Annotated in this window: 19 protein-coding genes; 4 read left to right on the plus strand and 15 right to left on the minus strand. The window is 68.4% G+C overall.

Going from position 1 to position 16,665, the window contains the following annotated elements:
• Positions 1-52: 52 nt before the first annotated feature.
• The 6 genes from JMF86_RS32315 to JMF86_RS32340 form a co-directional block, all read right to left on the minus strand.
• Complete coding sequence (locus JMF86_RS32315) at positions 53-940, minus strand: ABC transporter permease (protein WP_011545452.1); 888 nt, start codon at positions 938-940, stop codon at positions 53-55.
• A complete protein-coding gene (locus tag JMF86_RS32320) occupies positions 937-1,935 on the minus strand; it encodes an ABC transporter ATP-binding protein (RefSeq protein WP_011545453.1) in 999 nt (332 codons plus the stop codon). Before JMF86_RS32320 ends, JMF86_RS32315 begins: the two co-directional genes overlap by 4 nt.
• A 75-nt stretch (positions 1,936-2,010) precedes the next feature.
• Positions 2,011-3,042 carry an ABC transporter substrate-binding protein gene (locus JMF86_RS32325; protein WP_011545454.1) on the minus strand — a complete coding sequence of 344 codons (1,032 nt, stop codon included), beginning with the start codon at positions 3,040-3,042 and terminating at the stop codon, positions 2,011-2,013.
• A 48-nt stretch (positions 3,043-3,090) separates the two neighbouring features.
• Positions 3,091-4,017 carry a TauD/TfdA family dioxygenase gene (locus tag JMF86_RS32330; protein ID WP_011545455.1) on the minus strand — a complete coding sequence of 309 codons (927 nt, stop codon included), beginning with the start codon at positions 4,015-4,017 and terminating at the stop codon, positions 3,091-3,093.
• Positions 4,018-4,226: 209 nt separating this feature from the next.
• Positions 4,227-5,234, minus strand: coding sequence for an SDR family oxidoreductase (locus JMF86_RS32335; protein WP_011545456.1), 1,008 nt, complete (start codon positions 5,232-5,234; stop codon positions 4,227-4,229).
• A 72-nt stretch (positions 5,235-5,306) separates the two neighbouring features.
• A complete protein-coding gene (locus JMF86_RS32340; RefSeq protein WP_011545457.1) occupies positions 5,307-5,588 on the minus strand; it encodes a hypothetical protein in 282 nt (93 codons plus the stop codon).
• A 285-nt stretch (positions 5,589-5,873) separates the two neighbouring features.
• Here JMF86_RS32340 and JMF86_RS32345 point away from each other — a divergent pair, with 285 nt between their 5' ends.
• Entirely contained in the window at positions 5,874-6,020 is a 147-nt protein-coding gene (locus tag JMF86_RS32345) for a hypothetical protein (protein WP_023476607.1), read from the plus strand.
• A gap of 82 nt (positions 6,021-6,102) precedes the next feature.
• Here the strand turns inward: JMF86_RS32345 and JMF86_RS32350 are convergent, their stop codons facing one another.
• From JMF86_RS32350 to JMF86_RS32365, 4 genes are all read right to left on the minus strand, one after another.
• Positions 6,103-6,267 (minus strand): alpha helical protein, encoded by a 165-nt coding sequence (locus tag JMF86_RS32350; RefSeq protein ID WP_041489200.1) that lies wholly within the window; start codon positions 6,265-6,267, stop codon positions 6,103-6,105.
• A 36-nt stretch (positions 6,268-6,303) separates the two neighbouring features.
• On the minus strand, positions 6,304-6,597 hold the full coding sequence (locus JMF86_RS32355) for a DUF2934 domain-containing protein (RefSeq protein ID WP_011545458.1): 294 nt from the start codon (positions 6,595-6,597) through the stop codon (positions 6,304-6,306).
• Positions 6,598-6,602: 5 nt separating this feature from the next.
• Complete coding sequence (locus JMF86_RS32360) at positions 6,603-7,028, minus strand: CBS domain-containing protein (protein WP_011545459.1); 426 nt, start codon at positions 7,026-7,028, stop codon at positions 6,603-6,605.
• Positions 7,029-7,099: 71 nt separating this feature from the next.
• Positions 7,100-7,810 carry an MgtC/SapB family protein gene (locus tag JMF86_RS32365; RefSeq protein ID WP_201317276.1) on the minus strand — a complete coding sequence of 237 codons (711 nt, stop codon included), beginning with the start codon at positions 7,808-7,810 and terminating at the stop codon, positions 7,100-7,102.
• A 509-nt stretch (positions 7,811-8,319) separates the two neighbouring features.
• On the opposite strand from JMF86_RS32365, the gene JMF86_RS32370 reads away from it, so the two are divergent.
• Together JMF86_RS32370 and JMF86_RS32375 are read left to right on the plus strand one after the other, a co-directional pair.
• A complete protein-coding gene (locus JMF86_RS32370; RefSeq protein WP_011545460.1) occupies positions 8,320-8,604 on the plus strand; it encodes a helix-turn-helix transcriptional regulator in 285 nt (94 codons plus the stop codon).
• Positions 8,594-9,898, plus strand: coding sequence for a HipA domain-containing protein (locus JMF86_RS32375; protein ID WP_011545461.1), 1,305 nt, complete (start codon positions 8,594-8,596; stop codon positions 9,896-9,898). The genes JMF86_RS32370 and JMF86_RS32375 overlap by 11 nt, the downstream gene beginning before the upstream one ends.
• 69 nt (positions 9,899-9,967) lie before the next feature.
• Here JMF86_RS32375 and JMF86_RS32380 read toward each other — a convergent pair whose 3' ends face one another.
• The gene (locus JMF86_RS32380; RefSeq protein ID WP_011545462.1) at positions 9,968-10,933 is read right to left on the minus strand and encodes an SDR family NAD(P)-dependent oxidoreductase; all 966 of its coding nucleotides are present in this window, start codon (positions 10,931-10,933) and stop codon (positions 9,968-9,970) included.
• A 139-nt stretch (positions 10,934-11,072) separates the two neighbouring features.
• Between JMF86_RS32380 and JMF86_RS32385 the strand changes: the two genes are divergently transcribed.
• A complete protein-coding gene (locus JMF86_RS32385) occupies positions 11,073-11,993 on the plus strand; it encodes an AraC family transcriptional regulator (RefSeq protein ID WP_054928671.1) in 921 nt (306 codons plus the stop codon).
• Between the two features lie 143 nt (positions 11,994-12,136).
• On the opposite strand, the gene JMF86_RS32390 is transcribed toward JMF86_RS32385, so the two are convergent.
• From JMF86_RS32390 to JMF86_RS32405, 4 genes are all read right to left on the minus strand, one after another.
• Complete coding sequence (locus tag JMF86_RS32390) at positions 12,137-12,667, minus strand: OsmC family protein (RefSeq protein ID WP_201317277.1); 531 nt, start codon at positions 12,665-12,667, stop codon at positions 12,137-12,139.
• Between the two features lie 60 nt (positions 12,668-12,727).
• Positions 12,728-13,798 (minus strand): substrate-binding domain-containing protein, encoded by a 1,071-nt coding sequence (locus JMF86_RS32395; protein WP_053523831.1) that lies wholly within the window; start codon positions 13,796-13,798, stop codon positions 12,728-12,730.
• A gap of 166 nt (positions 13,799-13,964) precedes the next feature.
• Positions 13,965-15,026 carry an ABC transporter permease gene (locus JMF86_RS32400; protein WP_200160233.1) on the minus strand — a complete coding sequence of 354 codons (1,062 nt, stop codon included), beginning with the start codon at positions 15,024-15,026 and terminating at the stop codon, positions 13,965-13,967.
• Positions 15,023-16,585 carry a sugar ABC transporter ATP-binding protein gene (locus JMF86_RS32405; RefSeq protein WP_201317278.1) on the minus strand — a complete coding sequence of 521 codons (1,563 nt, stop codon included), beginning with the start codon at positions 16,583-16,585 and terminating at the stop codon, positions 15,023-15,025. Before JMF86_RS32405 ends, JMF86_RS32400 begins: the two co-directional genes overlap by 4 nt.
• Positions 16,586-16,665: the final 80 nt, after the last annotated feature.

Genomic DNA, 16,665 nt, shown 5'->3' on the forward strand with positions numbered 1-16,665 from the left:
CCGATTTCAGCTTACGTTATACAAGCGCCGGGATTGATCGCGGACCGCCCCGTCAGTGCTGAATGCCCCAGCGACGCACGGTCGCGCGTTCGAGCGTATCGAACACCAGATTCTCGACCAGCAGCCCGATCACGATGACCGCCGCGAGGCCCGCGAACACGCGGTCGGTATACAGCTCGTTGCGGTTCTGGAAGATGTACCAGCCGAGGCCGCCCTGCCCCGCGCTCGCGCCGAACACGAGCTCGGCCGCGATCAGCGTGCGCCACGCGAAGGCCCAGCCCACGCGCAGGCCCGACAGGATCGACGGCAGCGCGGCCGGCACGAGGATCAGCGCGATCTGGCGCAGGCCCGTGAGCCCGTAGTTGCGCCCGGCCATTTTCAGCGTGGCGGGCACGCCGACGAAGCCGGTATAGATGCTGAGCGCGAGCGGCCACAGCACCGCATGCACGAGCACGAACAGCAGGCTGCCGGTGCCGAGCCCGAACCACAACAGCGCGATCGGCAGCAATGCGATCGACGGCAGCGGATTGAACATCGACGTGAGCATCGTCAGCAGGTCGCGGCCGATGCGCGTGGATACCGCCAGCGACGTCAGCGCGAACGCCAGCAGCACGCCCAGCGCATAGCCGCGCAGCAGCACCGACATCGAGATGCCGGTCTTGACCAGCAGTTCGCCCGACTCGACGCCCTGCACGAACGCGGCCAGCGTCGCGCCGAAGGTCGGGACGAGCAGATCGTTCGCGACGATGCGCGCGACGATTTCCCATGCGGCGATCAGCACGAGCGCGATGACGCTGCGGCGAAACCAGGCGGCGCCGGCGATGCGGCGCAGCAGCGGCGCGGGCGCCGCACGCTCGGCGTCGGGCAGCGTGTCGAGCGTGCGCGTGTATTCGGCGCGCACGGGCGGCAGCGGCGGCACGGCCGGATCGATCGTACTCATGATGCGGCGTCCTCCGTCGTCGCTGCGTGCGGTGCATGCGGTGCGTCGGTGTCGAACAGCAGGTGGTGGATTCGCGCGACGTTGTCGCGGAAGTCGCCGGTATCGACGTTCTCCAGCGAATGCTCGTGACTGTTGAGCTCCGCGCGCACGCGGCCCGGATGCGGCGACAGCAGCAGAATCCGGTTGCCGACCACCAGCGCCTCCTCGATCGAGTGCGTGACGAACAGCAGCGTGAAGCGGAATTCGTCCCACAGCCGCAGCAGTTCCTCCTGCATCTTGCGGCGCGTGAGCGCGTCGAGCGCCGCGAACGGTTCGTCCATCAGCAGCACGCGCGGCTGCATTGCCAGCGCCCGCGCAATCGCGACACGCTGCTTCATGCCGCCCGACAGCGTATGCGGATAGGCGTCGGCAAACGTGCTCAGGCCGACCTTGTCGAGATAGTGCAGCGCACGTTCGCGTGCTTCGGCGCGCGACAGCTTCGCGGCGGCGCGCAACGGAAACGCGACGTTCTCGACGACTGTCTTCCACGGCGGCAACTGGTCGAACTCCTGGAACACGACGATGCGGTCGGGCCCCGGCCCGCGCACGGGCTGACCGTCGAGCGTGATCGAACCCGAGACGGGCTCGATGAAGCCGGCGACCGCCTTCAGCAGCGTCGACTTCCCGCACCCCGACGGGCCGAGCAGCACGAAGCGGTCGCTGCCGTACACGTCGAAGCTCACCTGATGTGTCGCGCGAACGATCCGCGCGCCGCTGCGGTATTCGAGGCTGACCGCGTCGATGGCGAGCAGGCGTTCGCTGTGCGCGCCGGCCTGCGCGGCCTGCGCCGCCGGCCGCCCGGCGGCACCGGCCTCGGATGCGGCGGACGCGGCCGGCGATGCGCTGCCGCGTGCCGTATACGGCGGCAACCAGGTTCGGGGAGAAGTGGCGTTCACGGTCGAATCTCTTGCGGGAAAAGCATCAACATACGGCTGGGCGCCGTGCGGACCAACCATCGATTGCACATATCGAAACCGCGCCGACGCATAAGCGTCGATCACGGCGTCACGGCGTCACGGCATCGGCGCCGCTCAACTGCCGCCGGCCGTCGCCGGATCGTCGAAGAAGTAGTCGCGCCACGACTTCGGTTCGTTGCGGATCGCGCCGGTGCGATGCATGAACTGCGCGAGCGGCAGCGTGTTCTGCGGCGCGGTCTTGAACTGCACCTGCGGATTGCGCAGGATCTTCAGCAGCAGCGCGCGATCGATCTTCGACCCGTTCACGCGAATATAGGTATCGGCCGCGCGTTCCGGATCGGCCGCGATCTGCCGGGCGGCGTCGGCCAGCGCGGCGACGAACGCCCGGTAGGTCTTCGGGTTGTCGTCGCGGAACTTCTCAGTCGCGTACAGCACCGTCGCGGAGCTCGGGCCGCCGAGCACGTCATACGAATTCAGCACGATGTGCGCGTTCGGATTGCCGGCGAGTTCCTGCTCCTGGAACGGCGGATTGCCGAAGTGGCCGGTGATCACGTTGCTGTTCGCGAGAATCGCGGCCGTCGCGTCCGGATGCGGAATCGCCTGCGTGAGCGGGTCGAGCTTGTCGAACTGCTTGTCGCCCCACTGCTTCGCCGCCGCGTACTGCAGCACGCGCGACTGCACCGACACGCCGACCGCCGGCACCGCGATGCGGTCCTTCGCGCTCAGGTCGGCGATCGTCTTCACGTTCGGGTTGCTGCTCACGAGGTAGTACGGAAAATTGCCGAGCGACGCGACGCCCTTCACGTTCTGCCGGCCGCGCGTGCGGTCCCACACGGTCAACAGCGGCCCGACGCCCGCGCCCGCGATGTCCACCGCGCCGGACAGCAGCGCGTCGTTCACGGCCGCTCCGCCCGACAGCCGCACCCAGTCGACCTTGATGTCGAGGCCGGCCTTGCGCCCTTCCTTCTCGATCAGTTGCTGGTCGCGCGCGACGTTCAGCATCAGGTAGACGACGCCGAACTGCTCGGCGATGCGGATGCGGCCTTCCGCGTGCGCGGCTTGCGGGATGACCGCGCCGGCGAAGGCGAGTGCGGCGGTGAGCGTGGCCGCCAGCGCACGACGCGCCGGCAAGAACGAAAACGACATCGGAACTCCGGTCAGGAAAAAGCGGAAATGAATGACGCGGCGCGCGGCTCAGAAAGGCGCGTCGCCTTCGATCGTCGTGCGGTACAGCTTGCGGCGCAGATGGTCGGGCGTGCCGGCGGCAAGATGCATCAGCGAACGGTTGTCCCAGAACACCAGATCGTGGTCGCGCCATGCGTGCCGGTACAGGTGCTCGGCGCGCACGCTGTGCGCGAACAGTTCGTCGAGCAGCGCGCGGCTTTCGTCGTCGGGCAGCCCGACGATGCGCGTCGTGAAATGCTCGCTGACGAACAGCGCCTTGCGGCCGGTTTCCGGATGGGTGCGCACGATCGGATGCACGACCGCCGCGACCTGCGCGATCTGCTCGGGCGACAGGTTCGGCCGCCACGGGCTGCGCGCTTGCAATTCCGCGTAGCGCGCGAGATACGTATGCTCGGCGCGCAGCCCCTCGACCGCGCGGCGCAGGTGGGCCGGCAGCGTGTCCCACGCGAGATGCATGTTCGCGAACAGCGTGTCGCCGCCTTCCGCCGGCAACTCCTGCGCGTGCAGCAGCGAGCCGAGGCTCGGTTTTTCCTTGTACGACAGGTCGGAATGCCAGAAATGGCCGGCGTCGCCGAGCCCGACCGGTTTGCCGTTCTCGACGATGTTCGACACGGTCAGCACTTCCGGGTGGCCGGCCAGCGCGAACTGGTGCAGCACGTGAATCTGCAGCGGGCCGAAGCGGCGGCTGAACGCGATGTGCTCGTCCGGCGTGATGCGCTGGTCGCGAAACACCAGCACGTGGTGATCGAGATGCGCGCGATGGATGCGCGCGAAATCGTCGGCGCCAAGCGGTTGCGACAGGTTCAGGCCGATCACCTCGGCGCCGAGCGGCGCGTCGAACGGCACGATGTCGAAATGCTGCGCCGCGCCGTCCGGCCGCAAGGCGGGATGCCCGGCGGAAAGCGTTGCGGCGTCGCGGATGGCGGTAGTCGTCACGGCACGGCCCCTGATTCGGTCAAAACGCGAATCTACGAGGCCGTGCCGGCGTGCGTCAACGAAGCGATTCGGATACGTTTATCTGCTGCGGTGATAAAGATCGCTGCTCGCGCATACGGCGCCGATTTGGGGGCGGAATCGCCCAAGCGGTGTCGATGAACGGTGGCGCCGGCCGCATACAGCCGCGTCGGCCTGCACCGCGCAGCCGACTAAGGCTGCCCCGCCCCACCCGACGCGCCATAGATCTGCCCGGTCACGTAGCTCGAACGCGACGAAAGCAGCTCGACGTAGATCGACGCGATCTCGGCCGGTTGCCCCGGCCGCCCCATCGGCACCTGTTCGCCGAACGTCTCCACGTTGTGCGTCGTCTGCCCGCCGCTGACCTGCAACGGCGTCCAGAACGGCCCCGGCGCGACGCCGTTGACGCGGATGCCGCGCTTGATCATCTGCTTCGCGAGCCCCTTCGTGAAATTCGCGATCGCCGCTTTCGTCATCGCGTAGTCCAGCAGGTTCGCCGACGGGTCGTACGCATTGACCGACGTCGTGTTGACGATCGCCGAACCGGGCGGCATGTGTGGAATGGCGGCCCGCGTGATCCAGAACATCGCGTAAAGGTTGGTGCGCAGCGTCCAGTCGAACTGCTCGGTGCTGATGTCGAGGATCGATTCGTGGCTCTGCTGGCGGCCCGCGTTGTTCACCAGAATGTCGAGCCCGCCGAGCGCGGCGACCGCCCGTTCGACGAGGCCGTTGCACGCGCCTTCACTGCGAATGTCGACCGGCAGCGGCACCGCCTTGCGTCCCGCGCCGCGGATCTGGTCCACGACTTCGCGCGCATCGGGCTCCTCGTCGGGCAGATAGACGATCGCGACGTCCGCGCCTTCTCGTGCACAGGCAATCGCCACCGCGCGGCCGATGCCCGAGTCGCCGCCGGTGATCAGCGCCTTGCGGCCGTCGAGCCGGCCGCTGCCGCGATAACTGCGCTCGCCGTGATCGGGGCGCGGCGTCATGCGGCCCGCGAGGCCCGGCCAGGGCTGCTGCTGTTGCGGAAACGGCGCATGCGGATAAAGCGTGCGCGGATCGCGCGGCGCCGTATCGCCGGCGTCGGGCGCGCCGCCGCCCGTCTGCGCGAGCGTCGGCAGGGCGACGCTGGCGACCAGTCCGGCCGTCGTGCCTTGCACCCATTTGCGGCGCGATTCGGAAACTTCGTCGGATGACATGATGGACTCCGGTGCGTGGATGGCGGAACGGAACGACGCGTGACGATTCGGCCGGCGCCCCGCTCCGGTGCGCTACAGCGGCCGCGGCCGGTTGCCCGAATCGTCGGGCGCATCGTGCTCGTCCGGCCACGGCTTGCCGGCCGGATCGTGGACCTCGGTCTGGCGCGAGTCGTCCGGCACCACCTTGCGCGCCTGATCGTCGGGAATCGAATCGAGCTCGCCGCCGCCGGGCGCATGGCCAGGGCGCGCAGTCGATTCGCCGCCACGGGTCGGGTTACGCCGCTCCGGCGTGTCGGCCGTCTCGCGCGCCGCGTCGGGCGACGCGGGGTCCTGTCGTTGACTGTCCTGGGTCATGAATTTCTCCCTGTCCGGATGCTGATCGCGTTGCGCCGCACCGCGCCTCAATGGGCAGTGCCGCGGCCCGCAACGCTTCCAGCAAACGACATGCCGTCATCGGGCTGCCCCGCCTCACCGCGAGCGAATGAATCTGCTAAAGAAATTACAAGCGGCGCGTCATACGGCGCAGCCTGCGCAACGCGAGTGGCAGCGCCGATACGAAACGCAATCCGGCACGCGCAATGCTCGAAAGCGACATGCCGGCTGCGCGCCGGTGCCCTGTCGACACCGAGGAGGACGATCATGAGCGCGACGCACACGACAAACGCGACACCAAACGACGACGAGATGACCGACACGCCGGATATTCCGCCGCCCGAGCCCGACGACGGGCGCCACGACGACCTGCCCGACTTGCCGGACCCGACCGAAGTGGGCGAGGACGGTTAGCCGATCGCGTCGCCGCAGTGCGCGCTGCGGCCCGATCGCGCACGTCGCGCCCCGTACGATGCGACGTGCGCCGGCCGCGCCCCTACTGCTTGTTGCCCGGCTCGCGCGTACGCTCGCCGTACGTGCCGTTACCGCAATGCGGACACTTCGGGATCGGGTGTCCCGCCTGCACGTGCGTCGACCGATGGCATTTCTCGCATCGAAAGTCACCGGTCTTTTCCGCCTTTTCTCCCGCGTACGCCGTCATCTTCGTCCTCCTTGCCGGCTCGCCGCGCACCGCGTTTCACCGCGTGCGCCGCCTTTCGTGCGCGACCTCGTCGGTCGGTATGGCATCGGTGTCCTGCAGCGGCTCGCCCGGAATGCGGCGCTTCGCGGACTGATCGGCCGGCACTTCTTCTGTCTGCCCGGCGCGCTCGTCCACTGCGATGCTGCCCTCGGCATCGAGCTGCTGCTCGGCCCGTTGCCAGTATTCGTCGGCCCTGCCGTCCGGCGCGCCGTCCGCCTGCCACAGCCGGTATGCACGCTCGCGGATCTGCGTTTCCCTGTCTTCGTTCATGTCGTTCTCCGTGTCTGCCATGGCGATCACCGGTCCGGGCGCGACGGCGCCGACACGGCGCCGAGCGTCGACGACATCGCGCCGTCCGCGGCGGTCGCCAGATCACCCAGCGCGACGATGCCGACCAGCCGCTTCTGCCGGTCGACCACCGGCACGCGGCGGATCTGCGCGTTCTCCATCTTCTTTTGTACCGCCGAAATGTCGTCGTCCTCGTAACACCAGTTCGCGGGCCCGCTGACGACGCCCTCCACCGCCTCGTCCGGCGGCACGCCCATCGACACCGCGCGCACGACGATGTCCCGGTCCGTCAGCATGCCGATCAGGCGCGTGCCGTCGCATACGGGCAGCGCACCGACGTTCAGGTCGCTCATCAACCGGGCCGCCTCGCGCAGGCTCTGCGTCGGGCCGATGGTCGCGGCGTCGCGTGTCATCACTTCCGATACACATGTCATGTTTCGCTCCTTGATCAACCGCCCACGGCGGCTTGCTGCACGAGCATCGCGCGTTCCGGCTGTCGGGCCGGTCAGTTCTCGGTCGAGCAACGGACCGACGTCAGGCCGGCCGATTCGACGATCCGCATCAGTTGCTTCAGCATCACGTCGGCGCCGGCCGCTTCGCGCCACTGCACGAACAGTTCTTCCTCGCGCACCGCCCGGGCGGCCGTTTCGCAAAAGCTTTTCGTCCGGCAGGTGAAACCCGCATCGCGCAGCTTCGCGGCCAGTTGTTCGCGCGCAGCCGAGCCCAGCGGATATTCGACCGTGACCAGCGCGGTCCTGACACCCGCCAAGCGCCGCTCGACGAACCGCAGCGGCCAGACGACCAGCAGCGCGAGCGCCAGCCCGAGCGCGCCGAGCGACAACTGGCCGCCGCCGATGCACAGCCCGATGACCGTCACGCACCATAGCGTCGCGGCCGTGGTGACGCCCGACACGAGACCGTCGCGATGCAGGATCGCGCCGCCGCCGATGAAGCCCATCCCGGTCAGGATGCCGAGCGGCAGCCGCATCAGGTCGAGCACCGAGAACGCGCCCTCCGGTTTGCCCGCCTGCAGCAGCAGCGCGTTGACCTGCAGCATCGACAGGCATGCGGCGAGACAGACGAGGATCGTCGTGCGCAGGCCGGCCGTCTTGCCGGATTCGCTGCGGTCGACGCCGATCAGCCCGCCCGCGACGAGCGCCAGCACGATTCTGGCGAGAACGTCGTGCCATTGCAGTACGACCGGCATCGGTTCCATACGCGCCTCCCGTGCAAATCGTCATGTGTCATGTGTCGAGGCGCGAACGCCGCCGACGACGCTTGCGGTCGCAAGGATCGGGCCTGTTTTCCGGGTGCGACGGCGCGTGTAGCGTGTCGGAGGAAATTGTAGAAAGGGGCGTTCTGCGGACAGCGTGCCCGCGGTGGCGAAAGGTTCGGGCCGAATCTGTTCGCGGAACGATCGAGAATCGTCTCTCGGCGCGCGGAACGGCCGCGGACTGACTGCCGAGGCGGACATCCAGCGGGCGCCGTCGTCGGCGTAGCCGGTGGGCGCGTGCAAAGGTGCCACGGTCTCCACCCTCTCCGCATCCGATCGGATACGAACATCGTCACGGCACTCCTTTCTCGGCGACCCGTTCCCGATCGGGAACGAAATAAAGATGCAGCTTGCGAGATCCGCCGTTCGTTCCCATACGAATACGAAATGCTGCCGAATCCGATGAGGTATGCAATACTGTTCCCGATCAGATACGAAGCACGGAGAACGTTATGTCGGAGTCCCAATCCGTCGACACGATCGGCGCGCTCGCCCACTTCATTCGCGCGGCGCGGATCCAGCAGGGATTCACGCGGGACGAGCTCGCGAACGCGACCGGGCTGTCGCCGAAATTCATCAGCCAGGTGGAAGCCGGCAAGCCGACCGCGCAAATCGGCAAGGTCATGCTGCTGCTGGGCGAACTGGGCGTGCGGCTGTATGCCGAGTCGTCGATCGAGATCTCCGAAGCCACCGCGCTGAAGGCCGCGCAACGCCGCAGGAGCAGCCATGGCGGCTAGAACGCTGATCGCATCCGCGAACGGCGTGCGCATGGGCACGCTGACAGACGACAAGGGGATCTGGTCGTTCGCGTACGACCCGCAATGGCTCGCGTCACCCGTCGCATATCCGCTGTCGCCGGCGTTTCCGCTGCGCGCGGGCGTGTTCACCGACACATCGACCGATCGCCCGGTCCAGTGGTTCTTCGACAACCTGCTGCCCGAGGAGGGCATGCGCACGTCGCTCGCGCGCGAGGCGAAGGTCGATGCGGCCGACGCGTGGGGCCTGCTCGCATACTTCGGCCGCGAATCGGCCGGCGCGCTGACGCTGCTGGCCGATGGCGAGCAGGAAACGCCCGGCGGCCTGCAGCCGCTGCCGCTCGACGAACTCGAGCGCCGGATCCAGGCGATGCCCGAGCGCGCGCTGACCGCCACCGCGCCCAAGCGCATGTCGGCGGCCGGCGCGCAGCAGAAGCTGCTGCTGGTGTTGCGCGGCGATGCGCCCGACTACGCGCTGCTCGAGCCGGTCGGCAGCGAACCGTCGATGCACCTGCTCAAACCCGACATGCGCGCGGCCGGCTATCCGCATTCGGCGATCAACGAGTTCTTCTGCATGCAGCTCGCGAAGAAGATGGGGCTCGACGTGCCGGACGTGCATTTCCTGCGCGCGCCGTCCGCCTGCTACGTGATCGACCGGTTCGACCGCGACGTCGCGTCCGAACCGGCCGCGCGCGTGCATACGATCGACGCGATGCAACTGCTCAACTACGACCGCGGCTTCAAGTACCAGCGCGCCAATGCGCAGGAGCTCGCCCGCGCGATCGAGCGCACCAGCACGCGCGCACTGACACGCCTGTCGGTGTTCCGCTGGACCGTGTTCAACGTGGTGGTCGGCAATGCCGACGCGCACCTGAAGAACCTGTCGTTCTTCGTCGACGCGCGCGGCTACCGGCTCGCGCCGTTCTACGACATCGTCAGCACGGTCGTGTATCACACGCCGACGCACCGGCCCGACCATCGCGGCGATCACTGGCCGCACTGCGAGCTGACGATGCCGCTCGGGAATGCGACGCGGTTCGTCGATATCGACGCGAATGCACTGGTCGCGTTCGGTCAGGCGCTCGGGCTCAGGGACAAGGCGGCCGCCAGCGAACTGCAGCGCTTTCTCGAGCCGCTCGATCGTCACGTCGAGCAGACGCTCGATGAAGTGCGAAACATCGCGCATCCGGACGCCGGGGAAATGCGGTTGCTGAATTCGATCGTCGCAATGCCGATCGCGGAGATGGGGCGCGCGCTGCGGCAAGCGCGCGGATAGCTTGCCGCGCGCGAGTATCGAACCGCCGCCGATACCCGCGCGGCGCCCGGCCTGGCAAATGCCTGGGCGTCAGCCCCGCGCCGCAAAGGCATCGACGCCCGTCGCTGCCGCGGACCACGCCCACAGCCGCGCCGCCTCCTCCGGATCGATCGCGTGCGGGCGCACGCCCGATTCCTCGTTGCCGCGGGTCACCGCCGCAACATCGCAATCCTCGCAATAGACACCGCCGAGATCGGCCAGGCGCGGCGACGTCGCCGCCCATACCTGCGTTGCCGCTCCCTGCGCGGGCGTCTTGAACGTCGGATCGATCGGCACGCCGTGTTCGTCGACCCAGCCCTGCGCCATCATTTCCTCGCGCGTCAAATGACGCTGCAGCGGCGTCGCGATCTTGCCCGGATGCAGCGAATACGCGCGGACGCCGAACGGCGCGCCGAGCATGTCGAGCTGCACCGCGAACAACGCATTGGCGGTTTTCGACTGCCCGTACGCGAGCCATTTGTCGTAACCGCGCGCGAAATCGATATCGTCCCAGCGAATCGGCGACAGCCGGTGCCCGAGCGACGACACCGCCACCACGCGGGCGCCGTCGCCATGCGCGAGCACGGGCCACAGCCGGTTGACGAGCGCGTAGTGACCGAGGTGATTGACGGCCAACTGCGCTTCCCGACCGTCGCCCAAGCGAGTCTCCGGGCACGCCATGATGCCCGCGCTGTTGATGACGATATGCACGTGGCGTCCCGCATCGACGAACCGCGCGGCGAATGCGGCCACGCTCGCGGCGTCCGCGAGTTCGAGCGGCGCGACCTCCACGCCCGCGATGCCGCGCGTCGCTTCGCGCGCGGCCGCGGCGCTCCGTGCGCCGACGACGACGTGCGCACCGGCCTGCGCCAGTGCCCGCGTGGTTTCGAGGCCGAGACCCGAATGGCCGCCCGTGACGATGGCGGTCTTGCCGTGCAGATCGAGGCCGGCCAGGACGTCGCTCGCCGTCGAGGCGGCGTCGAATCCGGAATGAAGGGGATGCTGCCTGCTCGTCATCGAAGGCTCCAGGAACGGTACGCGAAGCACGCGGCCGCCCGTCGGCCGCGTCACTGCACGAGCACATTCTCCGGCCGCGCATCCGGACTGTGAATGCAATAGAATCCGGTTTTTCGTCGAGGTCGTCCGGAGAATGCGCGTGGACCCGCTTTCGGAAGTGCTGTCGCTGCTGGAAACGCGCGACTCGTTTTTCACCGGCCTGCGCGCCGGCGGCCCGTGGGCGGTCGACCTTCCCCCGCCCGACGGAATCAAGTTCAACGCGGTAGTCGAAGGGAGTTGCTGGCTGACCGTCGACGGTGCGGGGCCGCCCGTCCGGCTGCGCACGGGAGACTGCTTCCTGCTCGCCGCGCCGCGGGCATTTTCGCTGGCGAGCGATCCGTCGGTCGCGCCGGTGCCGGCCGCCGACGTGTACCGGCATCTCGAGCGCGGTATCGCGCACTACGGCGAGCCAGCCGACTGCTTTCTGATCGGCGGCCGCTTCGCGTACGAGGAACGCATGCCGCTGCTGCTCGGCAGCCTGCCGCCCGTGGTGATCGTGAGCGGCGATTCCGAACCGGCGGCGGTGCTGCGCTGGTCGCTGCAGCAGCTCGCACGGGAATTCGGCGCGTCGTCGCCGGGCGGGTCGCTGATGGTTCGACATCTCGGACACATGATGCTGGTGCAGATCCTGCGGCGCTACGTGGACGCCGGCGCGAACGGCGATGTCGGGTGGCTGGCGGGGTTCGCGGATGCGCGGGTCAGCGCGGCGCTGGCCGCGATTCACGCGGCGCCCGAGCGGCGCTGGACCGTCGATGCACTGGCGGCCTGCTGCCACGTGTCGCGTTCGACGTTCGCGCTGCATTTCAAGCGGCGACTGGGGTTCGGGCCGCTCGAATACGTGCTGCGGTGGCGGATACAGCTGGCGATGCGCGAACTGCGCCGCTCGAACGCGTCGATCTCGGCGATCGCGCAGCGGCTCGGCTACGACTCGGATAGTGCGTTCGGCCATGCGTTCAAACGCATCGTGGGCTGCTCGCCGCGCGCCTATCGTCATGACGTGACGAAGGAACCCGGCAACTAGCGTCGTGACCGCCCTCCCCGGGCGCGCGATGGTGCGAATCCGTCAACGCCACGCATTCGCTTCACGACCATTAGGATAAGTATTCTTATCACAACACGTCGATTTCATTTCCAAACTCGGCCGTGCCGCAATGCGTCAGCGCATCACGCGCTGGTATGCCGCAATTCTCCGTCGATGTGCTGCGGCAGCCTCAGCAGATTGAAAATCGGGCAGACCGCTTCGACCGCCTGATGCAGCGCCCGGATGACATCCGGCGGCTCCGGCGACACGATGTCCAGCGTATAGCGGAGGTTGTGCGGGAATACCGGCACATGCTCGAACCCCGGCTGCTGCGCGAGCGGATGCTGGTCGCCGGTGACTTCGACTTCGATCGCGTCGATCTTCAGCCCCCGCTCCGCGGCCTGGATCAACGTGATGTGCGTGAGGCAGCTGCCGAGCACGCCGAGCTGCAACTCCGGCGATGCAGGCCCGAGGTTGTAGCCCGCGAAATCGGGCGGGCTGTCGCTGATCACCTGGAAATCGCGAATCCGGATCTCGCGCACGCCGCTGCGACCGAGCGCGCGCACGGTCGCCTTCAGCGGCGTCGCCTTGAAATCGGGATCGTTGCGGGCGGCCTGCTGCTTCGCGTGCCACGCATCGCGCTTTTGTACGAGATAGTCGTTCAGGGTCATCATGGTCATGTCATGGGTAGACGGCACGCAGGCGACCGATCGGTTCGCTGCGTGCCAGCGCGATCAGTCGAGCGCCGGAATCCACGCGGCCGTCGCCGCGTCGCTCGCGCGGAACGCCGGAAACTTCGCGCCGAGTTCGGCCACGGTATGAATGTCGTTCTTCACGAGGTCGTCGCGCGTGATCAGCGTCGGCTTGACCGCGATGCGCGCGCCCGGGTTTTGCCCGGCGACCAGCAACGCCGCGGCCCGCACCGACACCGCGCCGACGACCGCCGGATTGGTCGCGGCCGTCGCGACCCACGCGCTGTTCGGCGCGCGGATGGCCGCGATGTCGGCCGTCGACACGTCCGCGCTGTAGATGCGGATTTTCGACGACAGCCGGGCCTCGTCGGCCGCGAGCTTCGCGCCGCGCGCGAACTCGTCGTACGGCGCGAACACGACGCGAATGTCCGGATTCGCACGGTACGCGGCGGCCGCCTGGTTCGCGACCGACTGCGCGATCGGGTTGTCGACGGTGCCCCAGCGCGCCTTTTCCTGCACCTTCGGGTGCGCGCGCTTGAAGTCGCGCCACGCGGCGTCGCGCCGGTCGAGCGGCGCGAATCCGGCCACGTACACGTACCCGGCAGAGAACGCGTCGCCGTTGTCCTTCACGGCCTGATCGAGCAGCAGGTTCGCGAGGTCGCGATCGTTCTGCTCGATCTGCGGCACCTTCGGATTGGCGAGATCGACGTCGAACGCGACGACCTTGATGCCTTTGTCGAGCGCACGCTGAACGACGTCCTTCAGCGATTCCGGCAAGCCGTGATTGACGATAATCGCGGACACGCCGATGCTGATCGCCTGCTGAATCTGCTCGCGCTGCTCGGCCGCGTCCTGCCGGCCTTCGTAGATGCGCAGATCGATGCCGAGCGCCCGCGCCTGCTTCTGCGCGCCGGCTTCGTAGGCCTGGAAGAAATCGCCGGTCGACAGGTAGTTGACGAGCGCGATCTTCACGCCGCCCTTGTCGAACGGCGCGGGTGCCCCCTTGAGCGGGCCGGCGTGTGCCGCGGGCATACCGAGCGCGAGTGCGGCGCCCAATACGAGTGCACCGAGTTTCGGTTCGAGGCGCGACTTTCGGCGAAGCAACGAGCGCATGGCGGGTCTGTCTCCGTACAGGACGATATCGGCTCAATCTATCAGCACGGCACGCGAACTCAAACCGACCGATTCGGCAATCGATATTACTTTGGATAACAAACAGTCAGGCCTTCGGGTTATTCGAACCAGTCCGTGCCTGTACCAAGGCTTGCGACCTCACCTGTCACGCCCGGGCATCCGCCCGGCGACCGATACCGAACGTGAACGCGAGGGCCAACACGAGCAGCACGCCCTTGATGAAATCCTGCATATAGTAGGGAGCGTTCAGCATCGTGAGCCCGTTGAGCAGCACGCCGACGAACACCGCGCCGACGACCGTGCCGAACACGTTGGGCCGCTTCGCGCCCCACACCGCGTAACCGATCAGCGCGGCGGCCACCGCGTCGAGCAGCAGCGAGTGTCCCGCGCTGACGTCGCCGCGGCCGACCCGCGCGGCGATCAGCACGCCGCCCAGCGATGCGATCGCGCCCGACACGACATACGCGGCGATACGGTAGCGCGCGGCCGGCGCGCCGGCCAAACGCGCAGCCGTTTCGTTGCCGCCGATCGCATAGATCACGCGGCCCCAGCGCGTCGCTTCCATCGTGACGCAGGCCAGCACCGTCACCGCCGCGAGCAGCAGCACCGGCAACGGTACGACGTCGAACACGCGCAGCCGGCCGAGCGCGAGGAACGCGTCGGGGAACACGCCCGTCGCGTCCGTGCCGTCGGGCAGCACGGAGCCGGTCGCGAGCGAGCGGCCGCCGGTCGGGATCAACTGCAGGCCGGCCAGCAGGAACAGCGTGCCGAGCGTCGCGAGCTGGTCGGGCACGCGCAGCCGCGTGATCAGCAAGCCGTTGAACAAGCCGGCGGCCACGCCGAGCACGACGCAGGCGAGCACGGCCGCCCATGCGCTGCCGTGCCAGACGACCAGCACGTAGCTCGCGGCCATCTGCGCGGTCGCGGCCACGCTGCCGACCGACAGGTCGAAGCCGCCGGCCGCGAGCGTGACCGTCACGCCGATGCCGAGCAGCGCGACGATCGACACCGCCTGGAGGATGCTGAACAGATTGTCGACGTTCAGGAACGCAGGCTCCCTGAGCGCGAACACGACCACGAGGACGGCCAGCACGAGCAGGATGCCCGTCCGCTCGAGCGCATCGCGGATGCGCGCCGGCCCGCGGCGCGACGACCGTTCGACGGATGCGGCTTGACGCACAGCGGAAGAAGAGGTCACGGGTTTCATGAGCAGGCACCCACGATGGAGGAAGTCGGATACAGGCCATCGAGCGTCGCGCGATCGAACCGCACGATACGATCGGCGACCTCGGCTGCTTCCTCGAGATCGCTGACGAATACGATCGTCGTGCGCTCATGCGCATGACGCCGCAGCGTATCGACGATATCGGCGCGCGCGCCCGCATCGATGCCCTGGAACGGTTCGTCGAGCAGCAACAGCCGCGCCGGCTCGGCGTGCCAGCGCGCGAGCACGACCTTCTGCTGGTTGCCGCCGGACAGGTGCGCGACGCGATCGTCCGGCCCCTCGCAGCGAATCCCGAACCGCGCGATCGCCGCGGCGGCCGCCGTGCGTTCGCGCGTTCGGCGCACCGCACCGCTCGCGAACCAGCGCGACAGGAACGGAAAGCCGATGGTGCCCGCGATCGACGCGAACGGGACGCTGTCGGGAAACAGCGACGTGCGCCAGCGATCCTCGCCGGCCAGGAATACGCCGGCGCGAATCGCATCGGCGGGCGTTCGTGGCCGCCATGGCCGGCCGTCGAGCGTCATCTCGCCGGCGGCCGCTCGCACCGCACCGAAGATCGTCCGCGCGAAGCGCGACTTGCCGCCGCCGACCGGGCCCGCGATCGCGACGATCTCGCCGCGCCGGACATCGAGATCGAACGGCGTGCTGGTCGGCGTCAGCCGGATCTGCCGCACGCTGAAGCCTGATCCGGGCCCGGATTCGGCCGGTGCGACCCGCTCCGGCGCCACGGCACGCGTACGCGGCAACGACCGGCCGATCATCGTTTCCACCGCGGCGTCGAAATCGATCGGCGCGGCCAGATCCGCGACGATCCGGCCATCGCGGACGATCGCCGCGCGATCCGCGATACGGCGCAAGTCGCCGAGCCGATGCGACACCAGCAGGATGGCGACGCCATCGCGGCGCAACGCGTCCACCAGCTCGAACAGCCGCTCGGCCTCCGTCGCCGACAGGCTGGCGGTCGGCTCGTCGAGGATCAGCAACGACGGCTGGCCGGCCAGCGCACGGGCCAGAGTCACGCGCTGCTGGTCGGCCAGCGACAGCGAGGCGAGCGGCGCCGCCAGATCGACGTCGAGCCCGACCCGCGCGGCAAGCGAACGCGCCGCGGCACGCCGCGCGGCCGGCGGCGCGCGCCATGGCGAAGCCGGGTCGCACAGCCGGTCCAGCAGCAGGTTGTCGGCGATCGACAGCGTCGGCACGATCGCATCGGCCACCGACTGGTGCACGGTCGCGACGCCAAGCCGCTTGGCCGCGTGCGGCGACGCGGGCCGATACGGTTCGCCGCGCAGCGCCAGCGTGCCACCGTCCGCTTGCAGCGCGCCGCTCAGGATCTTGACGAAGGTCGACTTGCCCGCGCCGTTCGCGCCCATCAGCGCGACGACTTCGCCGGCGCCGATCGACAGGTCGAGCGCCGCCAGCGCGACGGTCGCGTCGAAGCGTTTCGCGATGCCCGTGGCGCTCAGGACGGGCGGCGACGCCGATCGATGGGGTCGAGCTTCGCGCCGCGTCGCCTCCATGGTTTCGTTCGTCGCGCTATTCATGCCGGAAGATCCCGGTCGGCACGATGCAGTTGCGGCAGGAACAGTACGTCATCGCTCATGTCACGCCACTCCGATGAAAG

This window comes from Burkholderia sp. E168m15 (genome assembly GCF_016586105.1).
Taxonomy (GTDB): Bacteria; Pseudomonadota; Gammaproteobacteria; order Burkholderiales; family Burkholderiaceae; genus Burkholderia; species Burkholderia orbicola.